Source organism: Mycobacterium sp. (assembly GCF_035697385.1).
Lineage (GTDB): Bacteria > Actinomycetota > Actinomycetes > Mycobacteriales > Mycobacteriaceae > Mycobacterium.
This window is the reverse complement of sequence record NZ_DASSCY010000333.1, coordinates 1-18703: the sequence shown is the minus strand read 5'-3', so window position 1 is coordinate 18703 and position 18703 is coordinate 1. Positions and strand designations below refer to the sequence as shown.

Annotated in this window: 24 protein-coding genes; 21 read left to right on the top strand and 3 right to left on the bottom strand. The window is 66.4% G+C overall.

Annotated elements, in window-relative coordinates:
- The 6 genes from VFH65_RS28105 (at position 1) to VFH65_RS28080 (ending at position 4687) form a co-directional block, all read left to right on the top strand.
- Positions 1-873: a thioesterase family protein gene (locus VFH65_RS28105; RefSeq protein WP_353326223.1), complete on the top strand. Its 873-nt coding sequence runs from the start codon at positions 1-3 to the stop codon at positions 871-873.
- Positions 874-903: 30 nt separating this feature from the next.
- Positions 904-1776, top strand: a complete 873-nt coding sequence (proC, locus tag VFH65_RS28100; protein ID WP_353326221.1) for a pyrroline-5-carboxylate reductase — start codon at positions 904-906, stop codon at positions 1774-1776.
- Between the two features lie 139 nt (positions 1777-1915).
- Positions 1916-2179 (top strand): helix-turn-helix domain-containing protein, encoded by a 264-nt coding sequence (locus VFH65_RS28095; RefSeq protein ID WP_353326219.1) that lies wholly within the window; start codon positions 1916-1918, stop codon positions 2177-2179.
- A 173-nt stretch (positions 2180-2352) separates the two neighbouring features.
- A complete protein-coding gene (locus VFH65_RS28090; protein WP_003402602.1) occupies positions 2353-2454 on the top strand; it encodes a 30S ribosomal protein bS22 in 102 nt (33 codons plus the stop codon).
- 29 nt (positions 2455-2483) lie between these two features.
- Positions 2484-3584, top strand: coding sequence for an SDR family oxidoreductase (locus VFH65_RS28085; RefSeq protein ID WP_353326215.1), 1101 nt, complete (start codon positions 2484-2486; stop codon positions 3582-3584).
- 38 nt (positions 3585-3622) lie between these two features.
- Positions 3623-4687 (top strand): lysophospholipid acyltransferase family protein, encoded by a 1065-nt coding sequence (locus VFH65_RS28080; RefSeq protein ID WP_353326213.1) that lies wholly within the window; start codon positions 3623-3625, stop codon positions 4685-4687.
- A 17-nt stretch (positions 4688-4704) separates the two neighbouring features.
- On the opposite strand, the gene VFH65_RS28075 is transcribed toward VFH65_RS28080, so the two are convergent.
- Together VFH65_RS28075 and VFH65_RS28070 are read right to left on the bottom strand one after the other, a co-directional pair.
- Positions 4705-5244 (bottom strand): FAS1-like dehydratase domain-containing protein, encoded by a 540-nt coding sequence (locus VFH65_RS28075; RefSeq protein WP_353326211.1) that lies wholly within the window; start codon positions 5242-5244, stop codon positions 4705-4707.
- Between the two features lie 82 nt (positions 5245-5326).
- Positions 5327-6244 (bottom strand): HAD family hydrolase, encoded by a 918-nt coding sequence (locus VFH65_RS28070; protein WP_414688524.1) that lies wholly within the window; start codon positions 6242-6244, stop codon positions 5327-5329.
- Between the two features lie 38 nt (positions 6245-6282).
- Here VFH65_RS28070 and VFH65_RS28065 point away from each other — a divergent pair, with 38 nt between their 5' ends.
- From VFH65_RS28065 to VFH65_RS28025, 9 genes are all read left to right on the top strand, one after another.
- On the top strand, positions 6283-6576 hold the full coding sequence (locus VFH65_RS28065) for a glutaredoxin family protein (RefSeq protein WP_414688523.1): 294 nt from the start codon (positions 6283-6285) through the stop codon (positions 6574-6576).
- A 65-nt stretch (positions 6577-6641) separates the two neighbouring features.
- Positions 6642-7985, top strand: a complete 1344-nt coding sequence (locus tag VFH65_RS28060) for a glutamyl-tRNA reductase (RefSeq protein ID WP_353326209.1) — start codon at positions 6642-6644, stop codon at positions 7983-7985.
- 3 nt (positions 7986-7988) lie between these two features.
- Positions 7989-8942, top strand: a complete 954-nt coding sequence (gene hemC / locus VFH65_RS28055; RefSeq protein WP_353326207.1) for a hydroxymethylbilane synthase — start codon at positions 7989-7991, stop codon at positions 8940-8942.
- Complete coding sequence (locus VFH65_RS28050; RefSeq protein WP_353326205.1) at positions 8939-10606, top strand: bifunctional uroporphyrinogen-III C-methyltransferase/uroporphyrinogen-III synthase; 1668 nt, start codon at positions 8939-8941, stop codon at positions 10604-10606. The genes hemC and VFH65_RS28050 overlap by 4 nt, the downstream gene beginning before the upstream one ends.
- Before the next feature lie 21 nt (positions 10607-10627).
- A complete protein-coding gene (hemB, locus tag VFH65_RS28045; protein WP_353326203.1) occupies positions 10628-11611 on the top strand; it encodes a porphobilinogen synthase in 984 nt (327 codons plus the stop codon).
- Positions 11608-12024 (top strand): hypothetical protein, encoded by a 417-nt coding sequence (locus VFH65_RS28040; protein WP_353326201.1) that lies wholly within the window; start codon positions 11608-11610, stop codon positions 12022-12024. The genes hemB and VFH65_RS28040 overlap by 4 nt, the downstream gene beginning before the upstream one ends.
- A gap of 82 nt (positions 12025-12106) precedes the next feature.
- Positions 12107-12502 (top strand): hypothetical protein, encoded by a 396-nt coding sequence (locus tag VFH65_RS28035; protein WP_353326199.1) that lies wholly within the window; start codon positions 12107-12109, stop codon positions 12500-12502.
- On the top strand, positions 12499-12990 hold the full coding sequence (locus tag VFH65_RS28030) for a DUF3093 domain-containing protein (RefSeq protein WP_353326197.1): 492 nt from the start codon (positions 12499-12501) through the stop codon (positions 12988-12990). The genes VFH65_RS28035 and VFH65_RS28030 overlap by 4 nt, the downstream gene beginning before the upstream one ends.
- Entirely contained in the window at positions 12987-13256 is a 270-nt protein-coding gene (locus tag VFH65_RS28025; RefSeq protein WP_353326195.1) for a hypothetical protein, read from the top strand. Before VFH65_RS28030 ends, VFH65_RS28025 begins: the two co-directional genes overlap by 4 nt.
- Positions 13257-13427: 171 nt before the next feature.
- On the opposite strand, the gene VFH65_RS28020 is transcribed toward VFH65_RS28025, so the two are convergent.
- Entirely contained in the window at positions 13428-14543 is a 1116-nt protein-coding gene (locus tag VFH65_RS28020; protein WP_353326193.1) for a GGDEF domain-containing protein, read from the bottom strand.
- A gap of 122 nt (positions 14544-14665) precedes the next feature.
- Here VFH65_RS28020 and VFH65_RS28015 point away from each other — a divergent pair, with 122 nt between their 5' ends.
- From VFH65_RS28015 to eutB, 6 genes are all read left to right on the top strand, one after another.
- Positions 14666-15523: an oxygenase MpaB family protein gene (locus VFH65_RS28015; RefSeq protein ID WP_353326191.1), complete on the top strand. Its 858-nt coding sequence runs from the start codon at positions 14666-14668 to the stop codon at positions 15521-15523.
- On the top strand, positions 15510-16106 hold the full coding sequence (locus VFH65_RS28010; protein ID WP_353326189.1) for a TetR/AcrR family transcriptional regulator: 597 nt from the start codon (positions 15510-15512) through the stop codon (positions 16104-16106). The genes VFH65_RS28015 and VFH65_RS28010 overlap by 14 nt, the downstream gene beginning before the upstream one ends.
- Positions 16107-16151: 45 nt before the next feature.
- Positions 16152-16460: a hypothetical protein gene (locus VFH65_RS28005; protein ID WP_353326187.1), complete on the top strand. Its 309-nt coding sequence runs from the start codon at positions 16152-16154 to the stop codon at positions 16458-16460.
- A gap of 28 nt (positions 16461-16488) precedes the next feature.
- The gene (locus VFH65_RS28000) at positions 16489-16971 is read left to right on the top strand and encodes a pyridoxamine 5'-phosphate oxidase family protein (protein WP_353326185.1); all 483 of its coding nucleotides are present in this window, start codon (positions 16489-16491) and stop codon (positions 16969-16971) included.
- 109 nt (positions 16972-17080) lie between these two features.
- On the top strand, positions 17081-18487 hold the full coding sequence (eat, locus tag VFH65_RS27995) for an ethanolamine permease (RefSeq protein WP_353326183.1): 1407 nt from the start codon (positions 17081-17083) through the stop codon (positions 18485-18487).
- A partial coding sequence (gene eutB / locus VFH65_RS27990; protein ID WP_353326181.1) for an ethanolamine ammonia-lyase subunit EutB occupies positions 18484-18703 on the top strand: 220 nt, incomplete at its 3' end. The genes eat and eutB, both read left to right, overlap by 4 nt.

The following is an 18703-nucleotide window of genomic DNA, read 5'->3' as shown; positions in this document are numbered from 1 at the left end:
ATGCCTGGATCAACGCTGTTCACCGACGCGATGGCGCTTACCCCGGTCGGGGACGGCAGGTACGGGGTCTATGAAGGTGAGCTGAATGAACATTGGACCATCGGGCCCAAAGTGCACGGCGGCGCGATGCTGGCGTTGTGCGCGAACGCGGCCCGGATGGAGCATTCCAGGGGGCTGGGGGCACCTCCCGCGCGAAGCGTAGGGGGAGAGCGTAGCGACAAGGGGGACGTTCAGCCGATCGCGGTGTCGGGAAACTTCTTGTGGGCGCCCGATCCCGGACCGATGCAGCTGCAGACCACCGTGCGCAAGCGCGGCCGCCGCATCAGCCTCATCGACGTCGAGCTCAACCAGGGAGACCGGACAGCCGTGCGCGCGGCGGTGACGCTGGGCGACCCGGAACACCATGTCCCGCCACTGCTTTCGGTCAATCCCGTCGTGCCGTTGATGCAGCCGGAGCCGCCGCCGGGCCTCGAGCCGATCGGGCCGGGCCATCCGATGGCAGACATCGTCCACCTGGCCCACGGCTGCGATATCCGGCCGTCGCTGACCACGTTCACCCCGCGCACCGACGGCGGGCCGCCGATCATCGAGTACTGGGTGCGGCCGAAGGGAACCCCGCCCGACGTGCTGTTCGCGCTGCTGTGCGGCGACGTGTCCGCGCCGGTCACCTTCGGCGTCAACCGCACGGGCTGGGCGCCCACCGTCCAGCTGACGGCGTATCTGCGGGCGCTGCCCGCCGACGGATGGCTGCGGGTGCTGTGTACGACGGTGCAGATCGGCCAGGACTGGTTCGACGAGGACCACATCGTCGTCGATTGCGAGGGCCACATCGTCGTGCAGAGCCGTCAGCTCGCCATGGTGCCCGCGCCGTAGGGGCCATCTGCGTCTGCAATGCTTTCCCGCATGGCCAGAATCGCGATCGTCGGCGGAGGAAGTATTGGTGAGGCACTGCTGGCCGGGCTGCTGCGGGCCGGCCGCCAGGTCAAGGACTTGGTGGTCGCCGAGAAGGATCCGGACCGCGCGAAGTATCTGTCCGAGACGTATTCGGTGTTGGTGACGACGGTCGCCGACGCGGTCGACACCGCGACGTATGTCATCGTCGCGGTCAAGCCCGCGGATGTGGAGAGCCTCGTCGGGGAGATCGGCGACGCCGCCGCGAAGGCCGAAAGTGATTCGGTGGAACAGGTTTTCGTGACTGTGGCAGCCGGTGTCACGACCGCGTACTACGAGAACAAGCTGCCGGCCGGCGCACCGGTCGTCCGCGTGATGCCCAATGCGCCGGTGGTCGTCGGTGGGGGAGTCAGCGCGCTCGCCCGCGGCCGCTTCGCCACCCCCGAGCACCTCAAGGAGGTGTCGTCGATCTTCAACGCCGTCGGCGGTGTGCTGAGTGTGCCGGAGTCGCAGCTCGACGCCGTCACCGCGGTTTCGGGGTCGGGTCCCGCCTACTTCTTCCTGATGGTCGAGGCGCTCGTGGACGCAGGCGTCGCCGCCGGGTTGCCGCGCGCGGTCGCCACCGATCTGGTCGTGCAAACCATGGCTGGCTCGGCCGCGATGTTGCTGGAGAGGCTCGACGAAGCGCAGCCGGCTGGGGCCGCGGCGCTGGGCACCGCGCTGGACACCACGGCCGCCCAGCTGCGCGCCACTGTTACCTCGCCGGGTGGTACCACCGCTGCTGGTCTGCGGGAACTCGAGCGGGGCGGTTTGCGGGCGGCGGTCGCCGAAGCGGTCGAGGCGGCGAAAAAGCGCTCTGAACAGCTCGGAATTACATCGCAGTAGTTCGATAATTTCGAATTGATTACCCCACACCCGTCGCAGTAACCCCATTGGCCACGCTATTCTCCTGGTGGTAAGCACGGGTTTGGTGCCAGCGGTGGGGAAGCCGCTGGGACTGCCCGTGCCTGAAGATTGGGTTGCGATGACGTCTATGAACGGGCCATCGGCGCGGGATTCGGCTAGTGGAAAGGCGGCGCGAGACGCCGGCGCAGGCGAGGGTCAACCGCCGCGCGCACAGTTCCTGACCGTGGCCGAAGTCGCCAGTTTGATGAGGGTCAGCAAGATGACGGTGTACCGGCTGGTGCACAACGGTGAGCTGCCCGCCGTCCGGGTCGGCCGCTCGTTCCGTGTGCACGCGAAGGCCGTCCACGACATGCTGGAGAGCTCGTACTTCGACGCGGGCTAGCTCATGTCGGCTGCGGAGTCGCGAATGTGCGGTTTGATACGCCGGGAACGGCGTGTTGCGTATGAAACCGCGCACTCGGCAACTACACGCGTCAGTGTGTTTTCCGTTTGCCTAGGTGGCCCGGGTAAGGTGTCCAGGTCAAGAGGCATAGAAAACTTTAGGTAGCGGAGTTCATGGGTTCAGTCATCAAGAAGCGGCGTAAGCGCATGTCGAAGAAGAAGCACCGCAAGCTGCTTCGTCGCACCCGGGTGCAGCGCAGAAAACTCGGCAAGTAGCTTTCACGCTCGGCCGCTAGGCTGACCGGATGGATTCTGAGGGGCGTTCCGGGGGGCACGCGAACGGGTCCGATTCACGAGACACCGTGCACTACCCGAAGGTTGTGCTGGTCACTGGTGCGTGCCGGTTTTTGGGCGGATACCTGACCGCTCGGCTCGCGCAGAATCCGTTGATCAATCACGTCATCGCGGTCGACGCGATCGCGCCGAGCAAGGATCTACTGCGGCGAATGGGCCGCGCCGAGTTCGTGCGCGCGGACATCCGCAACCCGTTCATAGCCAAGGTCATTCGCAACGGCGACGTCGACACCGTGGTGCACGCCGCCGCGGCGTCCTACTCTCCGCGCTCCGGCGGGCGGGCGGCGCTGAAGGAACTCAACGTGATGGGCGCGATCCAATTGTTCGCCGCCTGCCAGAAGGCACCGTCGCTGCGCCGCGTCATCCTCAAGTCGACCTCGGAGGTGTACGGCTCGACCGCACGCGACCCGGTGCTGTTCACCGAGGACACCAGCGCCCGTCGTCCGCCTGGCGAGGGTTTCGCTCGCGACAGCATCGACATCGAGGGTTATGCGCGTGGCCTTGGCCGGCGCAGGCCTGACATCGCGGTCACCATCCTGCGGCTGGCCAACATGATCGGCCCAGCCATGGACACCGCGCTGTCGCGGTATTTGGCCGGACCGGTGGTGCCCACGGTCGTCGGCCATGACGCGCGGCTGCAGCTACTGCACGAGCAGGACGCGCTTGGCGCGCTGGAGCGCGCGACGATGGCGGGCAAGGCGGGCACGTTCAACATCGGCGCCCCGGGGATCATCATGATGAGTCAGGCCATCCGGCGGGCCGGCCGGATTCCGCTGCCGGTGCCACGCATCGGCTTGTGGGCGGTGGATTCGCTGGTGCGCGCTACTCGCTACACTGAACTCGATCGTGAGCAGCTCGACTATTTGAGCTACGGCCGGGTCATGGACACATCGCGAATGCGAAATGACCTGAGCTACAGCCCGAAATGGTCTACGGCTGAGGCCTTTGACGATTACGTCCGGGGTCGCGGTTTGACTCCGATCATCGACCCGAGATGGGTACGCTCAATGGAGAGTCGCGCCGTGGCGGCGGCGCAACGTTGGGGACGTTAATCAAAGACTCTTAATACGGGTGGGGAGAAGGTAACGACGTGGCGGGCGAGTCCAAAGCGAAAGTCATTCCGCTGCACGCGAATTCGGGCCGGGGGGCGGCCCAGCGGCGTTCGGCTGCGCGTGTCGAGGGCGCGCGCCGACATCCGTCGCTGCTATCGGATCCCGCCGGCCGGGCTTCTGCGGAACAGATCGCATCGGTCGTCCGCGAGATCGATCAGCAGCGAGGTGCCGCGGGAATCTCAGCTGCCGACGACACCCCGAACGAACTCGCCACGCGCGTCGCAGGCATCGCCGAGTTCGTGCGCAAGCGAATGACGGGCGACTACTCCGTCGACGAATTCGGGTTCGATCCACACCTCAACGACGCAATCTTCTTGCCTTTGCTGAGAGTGTTCTTCAAGCAGTGGTTCCGGGTTGAGGTCAGCGGTATCGAGAACCTGCCGGAGTCCGGCGCCGCGTTGGTGGTCGCCAACCACGCGGGTGTGTTGCCGTTCGACGGGTTGATGACGTCGGTGGCGGTGCACGACCATCACCCGACGCACCGCGACCTGCGACTGCTGGCCGCCGACATGGTCTTCGACATGCCGATGTTCGGCCAGGCTGCGCGCAAGGCCGGGCACACCATGGCCTGCACCGCCGACGCACACCGGCTGCTGGCCGCAGGCGAGCTGACCGCCGTCTTCCCGGAGGGCTACAAGGGCCTGGGCAAGCCGTTCAAGGACCGCTACAAGCTGCAGCGGTTCGGCCGCGGCGGCTTCGTGTCGGCCGCGCTGCGGGCCAAGGCGCCCATCGTGCCGTGCTCGATCGTCGGCTCCGAGGAGATCTACCCGATGATGGCCGACGTCAAGCTGCTGGCCAGGCTGCTCGGGTTGCCGTACTTCCCGATCACTCCACTGTTCCCGCTGGCGGGTGCCGTTGGGCTGATGCCGCTGCCGTCGAAGTGGCACATCTCGTTCGGGGAGCCCATCGAAACCGCCGACTACGACGAGTCCGCGGCCGACGACCCGATGGTCACGTTCGAGCTCACCGACCAGGTCCGCGAAACCATCCAGCAGACGCTGTATCAGATGCTGGCCAACCGCCGAAACACCTTCTTCGGCTGAGCCTCACCGCCGGGCTCTTAGTCCGACTTCGCGTTTTGCCCGGCAACCATTTTCGCCAGCGCGGCATCGCGCCGCGCGGCGATCTGTGCGCTCACCTCGTCGGCCTCGGTGTCGGAGGCGGCCTCGCCGAGCACCGTGACGACGCTGGTGATCACCGGCTTGCCGTCGGCGTCGGTCACCTCGCCGCGGACCTCAGTGACGATGGCGCCGTGCGATTCGATCACCGAATCGAGGTAGGAGTCGAAGAACAGCTTGTCGCCGGCGAGGATCGGCCGGTGAAAGGTCAGCTTCTGGTCGCGGTGTAGCACCCGCTCCATGTTGATCGGCACGTCGAAGTGGTTGAAGATCTCCAGCTGCACCTGCCGCCCTGCCACCGCCAAGAACGTCAACGAGGCGATCAGCGCGTCGTGACCGCACTCTTTGGCAGCGTCCTCGCTGTAGTGGGCGGGGTGTTCGTCCTTGACGGCCCTGGCGAATTCCCGGATCTTCTCCCGGTCGACCTCGAAGTAGTCCGGGTACCGGTAGTGCGTTCCGATGATGCTGTCCGCAATGCCCATGCTTGGCCGATCTCCCCCAAATACAGTTTTGCCGCGCGAGCCTATCAGTGGGTTGACTGCCGCCTCCGGCGACGGTGACGCGTCAGGTTCCGTCTTGACGGCGCGAAACAACCGCCGCCAGGGCGCCACCGACCGCGCCGAGCGCCAGCGCCGACGGCACCCCGATCCGGGCGGCCTTGCGGGCGGTGCGGAAATCGCGGATTTCCCACCCTCGCTCACGGGCCACGTCGCGCAGGGCCGCGTCAGGATTGATGGCCACGGCCGTGCCGACCAGCGACAGCATCGGCACGTCGTTGAAGCTGTCCGAGTACGCCGTGCAGCGGCGCAGGTTCAGTCCCTCGCGGATCGCCAGCGACCGCACCGCGTGCGCCTTGCCGGTGCCGTGCAGGATGTCGCCGACCAGCCTGCCGGTGAACACCCCGTCTATCGATTCAGCGACGGTGCCCAGCGCCCCGGTCAGTCCCAGCCGCTTGGCGATGGTCGAGGCCAGCTCGAACGGCGTCGCGGTGACCAGCCACACCTGCTGCCCGGCGTCCAAGTGCATCTGCGCCAACGCGCGGGTGCCCGGCCAGATCTTGTCGGCGATGATCCCGTCGTAGATCTCTTCGCCGAGTGCCACCAGTTCGGCTGTCGAGCGGCCCTCGATGAACGCCAACGCCTTTCGCCTGCCCGCCGCAACGTCGTCGCTGTTCTCCCGGCCGGTGAGCTGAAACTTGGCCTGCGCGTAGATGAATCGGCCCAAATCGCCGTAGGTGAAGTACTTGCGTGCGGCAAGCCCGCGCGCGAAGTGCACCAGCGACGAGCCATGCACGAGCGTGTTGTCGACGTCAAAGAACGCTGCCGCGGTCAGATCGGGCGGCGGGGGAGGGGGCGCGGTGACGGCCTCGACGGCCAAGTCGGTGACGGCGGCCTCGGCGCTGGCCTCGCCGGCGAGCTCCTGTTCCCCTGCCCTGCCGGCGGGCGGTACACCCACGGCGTCGGTTCCCCCGATATCGGACACGGATAAACAGTAAGTCACGGGGCAGCGATACTGGCGGGGTGAAGCACCGGCGGGCAGGAGCGGAGCGACCCGGGGAATTGCACCGGGTGGAATTGCTCACACGAGAGGGCTGCACGATCTGTATCGGGGCCGCGACCCGGCTGGCCAAGCTTGCCGACGAGCTGGGCTTCGAGCTGGCGATCACCGACGTCGACGCCGCCGCGGCCGCGGGGGATTCGGCCCTGCGTGCCGAGTTCGGCGACCGGCTTCCTGTGGTGCTGCTGGACGGCGCCGAGCACAGTTACTGGGAAGTCGACGAGCCCAGGCTGCGGGCGGATCTTGCGCGAGGCTGAAAGCCTGAGCAAATTTGGTAGCCCAGCTGGTGAACGACTACCGTGAATGACGTGGTGATGCAGCCGTGAGCGTGTTGCTTTTCGGGGTTTCGCACCGCAGCGCGCCGGTGTCTGTGTTGGAGCAATTGAGCACCGACGAGTCCGATCAAGCCAAGATCGTCGACCAGGTGCTGCAGTCCTCGCTGGTCACGGAGGCCATGGTGCTGTCCACCTGCAACCGTGTCGAGGTCTACGCCGTGGTCGAGGCGTTCCACGGCGGCCTGTCGGTGATCGGTCAGGTGCTCTCCGAACATTCCGGCATGTCGCTGGGCGACCTGACCAAATACGCCTATGTGCGCTACGCCGAAGCCGCGGTCGAGCACCTCTTCGCCGTGGCCAGCGGCCTGGACTCCGCCGTGATCGGCGAGCAGCAGGTGCTCGGGCAGGTCCGCCGCGCGTACGCGGCCGCCGAGGCCAACCACACTGTCGGCCGCACCCTGCACGAACTGTCACAACGCGCGCTGTCGGTCGGCAAGCGGGTGCACTCCGAGACCGGTATCGACGCCGCAGGCGCATCGGTGGTGTCGGTGGCGCTGGGGATGGCCGAAACCAAGCTCGGCTCGCTCGCCGGGCGCACCGCCGTGGTGATCGGCGCGGGCTCGATGGGCTCGTTGTCGGCCAAGCATCTGGTCCGCGCGGGTATCGAACGCGTCCACGTCGTGAACCGGTCGCTGCCGCGGGCGCGCCGACTGGCGCACAGCATCCGCGACCAGGGCGTGGTCGCCGACGCACACGCGCTCGACGACATCGCGTCGGTGCTCGCCGACGCCGACGTGGTGGTTTCGTGTACCGGCGCGGTGCGCCCAGTGGTTTCTTTGGCCGACGCGCACCGCAGCCTGACGGGCCGTTCCGAGCAGGAACAACTGGTCATCTGCGATCTCGGCATGCCCCGTGACGTCGACCCTGCGGTCACGGGCCTGCCGGGCGTCTTCGTCGTCGACATGGACCGCATCCAGCGCGAGCCGTCGGCCCGCGCCGCCGCCTCCGACGCCGAGGCCGCGCGCTCCATCGTCGCCGCCGAAGTTGCCAACTACCTTGCCGGGCAGCGGATGGCCGAGGTCACCCCGACCGTCACTGCGCTGCGCCAGCGCGCCGCCGACGTCGTCGAGGCGGAGTTGCTGAGGCTGGACAACCGACTGCCAGAACTCGACGCCGCCCACCGCGACGAGGTCGCCAAGACCGTGCGACGCGTCGTCGACAAACTGCTGCACGCCCCGACGGTGCGGGTCAAACAGCTGGCCAGCGCGCCGGGCGGCGACAGCTACGCCGAGGCCCTGCGCGAGCTGTTCGAGCTCGACCAGCAGGCCGTCGACGCCGTCGCCGCGGGCGAATTGCCTTTGATGGCACCCGATCTCGACAAGTCCGAGTAGCGCTTGAAGGAAAGCCGCGCACTAATCCGGATAGGCACCCGGGGCAGCCTGTTGGCAAAGACCCAGGCCGGTGCGATCAAAGACGCACTGACCGCCAACGGGCATCCCGCCGAGCTCGTCATCATCTCCACCGAAGGCGACCGCTCCGACGAGCCGATCGCCAACATCGGCATCGGGGTGTTCACCGCCGCGATCCGCGAGGCCGTCAGCGATGGCCGCGTGGACATGGCCGTGCACTCCTACAAGGATTTGCCGACGGCGCCCGATCCCCGCTTCAACATCGCCGCGATACCCCCTCGCGAAGACGCCCGCGACGCGCTGGTGGCCCGTGACGGCATGGTGCTCGGAGAGTTGCCGGCGGGCTCGGTGATCGGCACGTCGAGCCCGCGGCGGGCTGCACAGCTTAGAGCACTGGGTCTCGGTTTGGAAATCCGCCCCCTAAGAGGCAACCTTGATACCAGGTTGAACGGGGTTAGCAATGGTGATCTCGACGGCATCGTGGTCGCTCGGGCGGGACTGGCCCGCATCGGACGATTGGCGGATGTCACCGAGACTCTCGAGCCGGTGCAGATGTTGCCAGCGCCGGCTCAAGGTGCGCTCGCGGTGGAGTGCCGCGCGGGCGACACCGAGCTCGCCGCGCTGCTGGCGGAGTTGGACGACGCCGACACGCGCGCCGCGGTCACCGCTGAACGAGTCCTGCTCGCCGAACTGGAGGCGGGTTGCTCCGCACCGGTGGGTGCGATCGCTGAGGTGGTCGAGTCCATCGATGAGGACGGCCGCGTCTTCGAAGAGCTGTCGCTGCGCGGCTGTGTGGCGGCGCTGGACGGATCCGACGTGATCCGCGCGTCCGGCATCGGGTCTCCCGGTCGGGCCCGAGAGCTTGGCCTCTCGGTGGCCGAGGAGTTGTTCGAGTTGGGCGCACGGGACTTGTTGGCAGAAGCTGGGAGACAGAAATGACTGGGCATGGGGGCCGAGGACGTAAGACGAGGCCCGGCCGCATCACGTTCGTGGGCTCGGGCCCTGGCGATCCGGGTCTGTTGACGACACGGGCACGCACGGTGCTGGCCAACGCCGCCCTGGTGTTCACCGATCCCGATGTCCCGGAAGCGGTGCTGGCCCTTGCGGGCAGCGAGCTGCCGCCGCCGTCGGGACCCGAACGTGCCGAGGCGTCGTCTTCGGCAACGGACGGATCCGATGCCGAGGCGGTGACCGCGATTCCCGGCGGCCCGGATATCCGGCCCGCACTGGGTGATCCGGCCGAGGTCGCCAAGACGCTGGCCACGGAGGCCCGCACCGGTGTCGAGGTGGTACGGCTGGTCGCCGGCGACCCGATGTCGGTCGATGCGGTGATCACCGAGGTGACCGCGCTTGCCAAGACGCACCTGGATTTCGAGATCGTGCCCGGTCTTCCGGACACCACCGCGGTGCCCACCTATGCGGGCCTGCCGCTGGGTTCGGCACACACCGTGGCCGACGTCCGCGGTGACGTCGACTGGGCGGCGCTCGCCGCCGCGCCCGGCCCGCTGATCCTGCACGCCACGGCGTCTCATCTGGCAGACGCGGCACGCACGCTGATCGAGTACGGCCTGGCAGACACCACGCCTGCGGTCGTCACCGCGAACGGCACGACGTGCCAGCAGCGTTCGGTCGAGACCACGCTTGCCGGCCTGCTCGACAAGGCTGTGCTGGACAAGCCCGTCGGCGCCGAGCCCGCCGGCCCCCTCGCCGGGCCGCTGGTGGTGACCATCGGCAAGACCGTGACCCACCGCGCCAAGCTGAATTGGTGGGAAAGTCGCGCCCTCTACGGATGGACCGTGCTGGTGCCGCGCACCAAGGACCAGGCCGGCGAGATGAGCGAAAAGCTGGTCTCTCACGGCGCATTGCCGATCGAGGTGCCGACCATCGCCGTGGAGCCGCCGCGCAGTCCCGCGCAGATGGAACGTGCGGTGAAGGGCCTTGTCGACGGCCGCTTCCAGTGGGTGGTGTTCACCTCCACCAACGCCGTGCGCGCCGTGTGGGAGAAGTTCAACGAGTTCGGCCTCGACGCCCGCGCGTTCTCCGGTGTGAAGATCGCCTGCGTCGGGCAGGCCACTGCCGACCGGGTCCGCGCATTCGGCATCAACCCCGAGCTGGTTCCGTCGGGGGAGCAGTCGTCACTCGGCCTGCTTGACGAATTTCCGCCGTACGACGACGTTTTCGATCCGGTGAACCGGGTGCTGCTGCCACGCGCCGATATTGCGACCGAGACCCTGGCCGAGGGTCTGCGCGAACGCGGCTGGGAAATCGAGGATGTCACGGCTTATCGCACGGTGCGCGCGGCGCCGCCGCCCGCGCACACCCGCGAGATGATCAAGACCGGTGGCTTCGACGCCGTGTGCTTCACATCGAGCTCGACGGTGCGCAACCTCGTCGGCATCGCGGGCAAGCCGCACGCACGCACCATCGTCGCATGCATTGGCCCGAAAACCGCCGAAACCGCAGCGGAATTCGGCCTGCGCGTCGACGTACAGCCCGAGGTCGCCGCGGTCGGTCCGCTCGTCGAGGCGCTGGCCGAGCATGCCGCCCGGCTGCGTGCCGAGGGTGCGTTGCCCCCGCCGCGCAAGAAGAGCCGTCGCCGCTAGCCCGAAAAAGGATGGGGTTGCATGTCCTTTCCTAGCCACCGCCCTCGTCGATTGCGGTCGACGCCGGCGATGCGCCGCCTGGTAGCGCAAACCTCTTTGGAACCAAGGCATTTGGTGCTGCCGATGTTCGTCGCCGACGGCATCGACGAACCACGGCCCATCGCTTCGATGCCCGGCGTCGTTCAGCACACACGGGATTCCCTGCGTCAGGCCGCCGCCGAAGCGGTGGCCGCGGGCGTGGGTGGTCTGATGCTGTTCGGGGTGCCGCGCGCCCAGGACAAGGACGCCACCGGCTCGGTCGGTGTTTCCGAAGACGGCATCCTCAACATCGCGCTGCGGGATCTGGCCAAAGACCTCGGTGACGAGACCGTGCTGATGGCCGACACCTGCCTCGACGAGTTCACCGATCACGGCCACTGCGGAATCGTCGACGCGGCAGGCCGGATTGACAACGACGCCACCAACGCCCGATATGTGGAATTGGCTGTGGCGCAAGCGGATTCAGGGGCGCAGGTAGTCGGGCCGAGCGGGATGATGGACGGCCAGGTCGCGGCGATCCGCGACGGGCTCGACGCGGCAGGCCACACCGACACGGTGATCCTGGCCTATGCCGCGAAGTTCGCGTCGGGTTTCTACGGCCCGTTCCGCGAGGCGGTGGCGTCCAGCCTGAGCGGCGATCGGCGCACGTATCAGCAGGAGCCCGGCAATGCCCGCGAGGCGTTGCATGAAGTGGAGCTCGACATCGACGAAGGCGCCGACATCATCATGGTCAAGCCGGCGATGGCCTACCTCGATGTGGTGCGCGCTGCGGCCGATATCTCGCCGGTGCCCGTCGCCGCCTACCAGGTCTCCGGCGAGTACGCGATGATCTACGCCGCCGCGGCCAACGGCTGGATCGACCTGCAGACCGTGGCGCTGGAGACGCTGACCAGCATCCGGCGGGCGGGTGCCGACATCGTGCTGACGTACTGGGCGGCCGACGTGGCCGGGTGGATTGGTAAGTGACTGAACCGACCGAGTCGAACGCCCGCCCTCTGGACGTCGACACCGGGTTCTGGCTGTGGGTCGCCGCGCTGCCGCTCATGGTGGCCGGGTACGTCGTCGACCTGGTGGTCGGCGAGGATCGACACCTGCCGGTTGCCGTGCTCGTCGTATCCGGCGTGTTCGTATTCATTCTGTCCTCGGTGGTGCTGACCTTCCTGATCCTGATGCGACACGGCTACCGGTGGGCCCGCACGCTGTTGACGGGTGCCGGCGTCGCGTCCGTGGTGTACGTCGCGACCAGCCTGTTTACCGTCGACCGGCCCCCCGTAGCGGCGTTCGTCTACGCCGTCACAGCGATTGTCGGCTCGGTGCTGATCGCCGGTGGTGTGTTCCTGTTGCACCGCAAGGACGCCCACACGTTCTTCACGCGGTGACATCCGGAGGGCTGGGCCCACGCCCGAAGGGCAGGGGAGGGCGTAGCGACCAGCGAAGACGGCACAGTAGGCTGACCCGACCATGACAGCTCCACTGCCCGTGCCGACGAGTCGGCCGCGCATCGTCGAAGCTGCCTTCTGGATCTGGCTGCTGTCCTCGGTCCTTCTGGTGCTCTTCGGCCTTCTGCTGGCGCTGTCGCAGGGCAACGTGGCGCCCCTGGTCCGTGGTGCCGGCGTCGTGTACGTGCTGGCCGGTCTAGGGCTCGGCTACCTCGCGGGTCGCGCGCGGGGCGGCCACGCCGCATTTCGGCGCGCGGGCGTCGGCCTTTCGCTGGCGATCGTGGTGGTGCTGGCCGTGTTCTCGCTGATGAGCCGCGGCCTGGTCTGGCTGGTCATCATGATCCTCGCGATGGTCGGTGCCGTGCTGATCATGCGCCCGTCGGCACAGGTCTGGTTTGACGCGCAGGACCAACAGTGATCGAGAGCCCCACGCCGCCAGACGTCCTCTTCTACGAACCGGGGGCGAGCTGGTGGTGGCTGGCGGCGGGACCGGCCGCTGCGATTGCCATGGCGATGATCCAGATCTCCGCCGGATACGGGTTCCAGTGGATCGTTCCAGGGATGTTCTTCGTGCTCGTGTCCGGTTTCCTGTGGATTCAAGTCAAGGCGGCGCGCATCCACACGTCGGTGGAGTTGACGCCCGAGACCCTGAGGCAGGGGACCGAGCGGATTCGCACCGACGACATCGTGCGGATCTACCCCGAAGCCACGGGCCCGGAAGCCCCGAAATGGCAGTCCGCGCGGGCACTCGGCGAGCTCACCGGAGTGCCGCGTGGCCGCACCGGCATTGGCCTCAAGCTCACCAACGACCGCTCTGCCCAGGCCTGGGCGCGCAGACACAACCAGCTGCGGATGGTGCTCACGCAGCTGCTGGAGGAGCGCATACCCCCAGAATCCGCGTCATGAAAGCGGCCGTCCCACTGCTGCTGGCCTGCGTCGCGGCGGCGGGCTGCGTGCTGACCTGGCTGGCCGCCCGCTCGACGGTTGTCGTCGCGCCGGTGCTGGAGGGTGAACCCAAGACCACCTCGCTCGAGTACAGCGCGCCGTTGTTGGTGCTCTCACTGATCCTGGCGACCGTTGCCGGCGTGCTGATCGTCATCGGGATTGCCCGCCTGGTCAGGCGCGGTCGAGGCGGTAATGCCGTTGAAGGGCCCGCCAGGCACCGAGCTTGAGCCAGTGGTCTGTTCGAAGCACACCCTGGGCGTCGGTGAAGACGTGGAACGTCTCCCGCAACGGAGGCTGGGCGAGGTCATGTAGCGAATACTGAAACGCCGGAGGTCTAGGCGTCGACAGTGTCTGCCGGCGTCCCATTCCCCTCTCGGGTCTGCGAGGTGGTCTGCAATCTAAGACGCTGCGCCGTTGTGGCGAACACGATTTCCACCGGCTCGTTTGGCCGCATACATCGCAGCGTCGGCACCGTTGACAAGCTCGGCAATGCGTCGTAGCTCCGAGTTGGCTGGGATATCGAGCAGGGCCGAACTGCATGTGCCGACGCTGGCCGTGAAGGGGTACGGGATATCCGCGATCACGTCGCAGACTTGTTGCGCCAGAGTGCTCGGACTGGGGTATGTGAAAGTGTCGGCGATAAGGAATTCTTCACCGCCTACGCGGCCAATCACCGCTGTGGCACGGCAATTGTCACGCAACGCCGCCGCCACCGCAATCAGCGCTTCATCACCGGCGGCGTGGCCGCGGCTGTCGTTGAGCCGCTTGAAGCCATCGAGGTCGATCATGATGATCGTTAGATAAGAGTTAGTCGAACGATGTCGTGCAATGAGATCGACGACCGCACGTCTAAAGGCGCGTCGATTCAGCAGTCCAGTCAACGGGTCACGATCGGCTCTCGACACATCAGCGCCCAGCGCGTGTACCAAGATTTGAATCGCCAGCGGCACAGAGATATTCAGTACGAGGATTAGGACGGCAGCACATCCGGCCAAGGCGAAATCTGCAGATGTGAACAGGAGTCGACCAGCTGAGATAACGGTTGTCGCCGACGCGACAACGAAGTTCAAAGCCATGTACGGGGTGGTGTGGAAGAAAGCGATGTAACCACCGAGCACGGCGAAGGCCATACATCCGCCAAGGCTGGCAAGCGGGTCGGACTGTGCCAGGCACGCGACTGCTATCAAACAGCTCGTCGCGACCGAGAAGAGTTTCGACTGCGTTAGCGAGGGCCAGCGGGCGGCCCATAGCGCAGCCATCGCCACTCCGCATGCAGCCACGGCCGCCGAGGCCACATCGGTTGCTAAATGATCAGGCCCACTGGGACTGCGCCACATCGCCACCGGCATGAGTGCGAGCACAGTCGTGACGCCGGCGATACCCCAGCGGGAAACGGCCAGCAAGCCCTGCGTCGTCAGATACGAGGTCAGCCAACCATAGTGGTCAGATTGTGCCCACCATCGGCGCCACCAGCGAGCAATCGCCCGCCCGGCGGCATGTATGCGTACAAACATCTCTAGCAATTAAACAACTCGCTATGACAAGAGGATGTGTCTTTTACTGGCATCGGGAGCGTGGCCGGTGGTGGGCATCGGCCAGGTTGGTACAAAGTGCGAAATCTGTAACAATGTTCCACATGACCGAGCTCGCGCAGACGACCGAACATCTCGACGACGCCTTGCCGCTGGGCCCGCAGTCCCTGGTCTGGCGGTATTTCGGCGACAACCGGATGTTCCTCATCGGACCGCGGCCCGCCGTCCTGCAGAACATGCTCGCCGAGCTCGGCCAGGGCGTGCTGGACCATTCCGTGTTCTTCGCCGACACCGCAGCGCGGATCAAGCGGTCGCTACCGCCGATCTTCATGACGGTCTACGGCTCCGACGACGACAACCCCGGCCAGCAGGTCCGCGACTTCCACACCCAGATCAAGGGCAATATGCCTGACGGCAGTCGCTATCACGCCCTCGATCCGGAGACCTACTTCTGGGCACATGCGACCTTCGTCGAGCAGGTCCTCTACTTCGCCGATACGTTCGTCAAACGGTTGACGCGCGAGGAGAAGGAGCAGATCTACCTGGAGTCCAAGACGTGGTATCGCCGCTACGGCGTCAGCGACCGGCCCATGCCCGCGAACTACGCCGAATTCGAACGATATTGGGACCGGATGATCGACGAGATCGTCGTCGCCCACCCGACCGCCAAGTACGGCGTCGGCTATGTCACCAAAGGCTTTCCCCGCCCGAAGGGTGTGCCGCCTGTGCTGTGGCGCGTAATCGCACCCATCTTCAACCCCGTGGCCGCATTCCTGACCACCGGCGGTATGCCGCCACGGACACGCGACCTACTCGGGCTGCCGTGGAGCGAGCGCCAGGAGCGGCGGTATCAGCGCTTCGCCGCGCTGTGGCGGTCGCGTCCCGTGAACCGGCTGTGGGATCATCTGCCAATGCAGTTGCGCTACAACGGGTATGCGTTAAAGGGTTATGCCAGGGGCTGATCCCACCACAGAAGCCATCCTCGACGCTGCCGTCGTCGAGTTCGAACAGCATGGGTTCCGCCGGGTTGCGCTCGACGACGTCGCCCGCCGCGCCGCGGTCAGCCGCACCACCATCTACCGGCGCTTCACCAACAAGGACGAACTGATCGCCGCCGTCATCGAGCGCGAGAACGTGGCGCTGTTCGCCGACATCGCCAACGAGCTGAAACAGGCTGGGCCGCAGGCGAACTACTACGTCGAGGCGTTCACACTGTCGATCATGAAGTTCCGTCGACACCGCGTGCTGGAACGGATGATCACCGACGAGCCTGCGCTGGTCCTGGAGCTGGGACGCCGCCATCACGGCGCGGCGGTCGAGCGGATGGCCGAGGCGCTGCGGGTGATCTTCCCCGACGGCTTCGCCCAGCGGATCGGGGAGCAGGCCGTCAACGAGCTCGCTGACACCATCCTGCGCTATGCGGCCATGGTGCTGCTGCTGCCGAGCGCGCAGCCGTTGGAAACCGCCGACGACATCCGCGCGTTCGCGACCAAACACTTCCTGCCGAGCCTGCCCGCCGCGCTGCGGGCGGTGCCTGCTGGTTAGTCGTTCTCTGTTTCGTAAGTCACACGTTCGGGCAGCCCTAGTGGCATGAGTGCAGATCAGCAGCAAACACAGGGGCAGGACTCCCAGCAACAAGAGCAAGACGAACAAGGCCGCAAACTGACGCCGAAGCCCGAAATCACTGAGGAGCACAAAGAGCAGGCCAAGGAAATGGCCAAGTCCTACGACGAGGATCGCCCGACTTCCACGCTGCCCGGCAGCGACGGGACGGTGTCGGGCACGGCTGTCACCGAATGGCTCGACGAAGAGGACAAAGGCAAGATCGAAACCAGCGCCGACGAGGGCAATGTGCAGTACCGAAAGACCGAGGAATTCCGCAAGACGATGGAGGAATAGTCCCGGGGGGTGCCTAGGGTAGGCAGTCGTGACCACGCTTGAGCAGATCGCGCCCGCCTTCGTCGACATGGCCCACTCGATCGTGTGGTCGTCGGTCGCCACCGTCGACGCCGACGGCCGTCCCCGTAGCCGCATCCTGCATCCGATCTGGGAGTGGGACGGCACCGACCTGTTCGGGTGGATCGCCACGGTGCCAAGCCCCGTCAAGCGCGCACATCTGGCCGTCCACCCCGAAGTTTCAGTCAGCTACTGGTCACCGAGCCACGACACCTGCAGCGCCGAATGCCTCGTGGAGTGGTACCTCGACGACGAGACCCGCGCCGCCGTATGGGACAAGTTCGCCAACGGACCCGAGCCGGTGGGCTACGACCCGTACATCATCCCGATGTGGAGCGACGGCCCCACCTCCGATCAGTTCGCCGCACTGCGGCTGAGCCCCTACCGGCTGCGCGTGATGCCGGGAACCGTGATGACCAAGGGCGAAGGCGAAGTCCTGAGCTGGCACGCCTGAACAAAACGCACGTAACACGGCGGTCACTTCACGCGCCTTGACGCGTTACATCCCCGACCTAGCGTCCGATGGGTTCTGGGCAGTGTGCTCGGAGGAACGGAGCGGGCGTGTGACGACCGAAGTTCACGACGGCAGTTCGGAGTACCTGGCCAAGCGCACACTGAAACGAGGCAGCGCCGGATGGCTGTTGCTGGCCGGGCTGGGCGTCAGCTACGTGATCTCCGGCGATTACTCGGGCTGGAATTTCGGCCTCGCCGAGGGCGGCTTCGGTGGTTTGCTGATCGCCGGAGTGGTGATCGCAGGCATGTATCTCGCCATGGTGCTGGGGATGGCCGAGATGAGTTCTGCGTTACCGGCGGCCGGCGGCGGTTACACCTTTGCGCGTCGCGCCCTCGGGCCCTGGGGTGGGTTTGCCACTGGCACCGCGATCCTGATCGAGTACGCGATCGCTCCTGCCGCGATCGCCACCTTCATCGGCGCCTACGTGGAATCCCTCGGGCTTTTCGGCATTACCGACGGCTGGTGGGTGTACTTAGCCGCGTATCTGCTCTTTATCGGCATCCACCTGAGCGGCGTTGGCGAAGCCCTCAAGGTCATGTTCGTCATCACCGCAATAGCACTGGCGGGCCTGCTGATCTTCGCGGTCTCGGCGATCGGCAGCTTCGATGCGGCAAACCTGACAGACATCGCACCAACTGACGCGGCGGGCGCGTCGCCGTTCCTGCCGTTCGGTTTCCTCGGCATATGGGCAGCAGTGCCCTTCGCGATCTGGTTCTTCCTGGCAGTCGAGGGTGTCCCGCTGGCCGCCGAGGAGGCCAAGGAACCCGAACGCAACGTACCCAAAGGGATCATCGCCGCGATGGCCCTGCTGATGGTCACCGCCGCCACCGTGCTACTCCTTACCGCAGGCGCCGGTGGAGCGCAGGCCATGAGTGCATCGGGCAACCCACTGGTCGAGGCGCTTGGTGACTCACCAATGGCTAAGGTAGTCAACTACATTGGGCTGGCCGGGCTGATCGCCAGCTTCTTCTCCATCATCTACGCATACTCCCGCCAGCTTTTCGCGCTCTCGCGCGCCGGCTATCTACCGAAGAGCCTGTCGGTGGTCAACTCCCGCAAGGCGCCAACGCTGGCGCTGATAGTGCCCGGTGTCATCGGGTTCGTGCTGTCCCTGACGGGGCAGGGCGCGATGCTGCTGAACATGGCGGTGTTCGGCGCCGCGCTGTCCTATGTCCTGATGATGGTCAGCCACATCGTCTTACGCGTGCGCGAACCAAATATGCCGCGCCCCTACCGCACCCCCGGCGGCATCGTCACCACGTCCTTCGCACTCGTTGTGGCCGCGCTGTCGGTCGTGGCCACCTTCGTGGTGGACAGCACCGCAGCGTTCTGGTGCCTGGTGGTCTTCGCGGCCTTCATGGCCTACTTCGGGCTCTACAGCCGGCATCAGCTGGTGGCCAACTCGCCCGACGAAGAGTTCGCAGCGCTGGCGGCGGCAGAAGACGAGCTGGGATGACCACGCCCCAGCTGAAGCGCTACACCGCTGCGGTCCGCGGCACCACGTACAGCTTCAACGGGCTGGTCGAACTGATGGCCAAGGCGACACCGCTACGCTCCGGTGACGAACTCGCCGGGTGTGCGGCTTCGTCGGATGCCGAACGCGCCGCCGCACAATGGGCGCTGGCCGACGTCGGACTCGAGGTGTTCCTCGAGGAGATGGTGGTTCCCTACG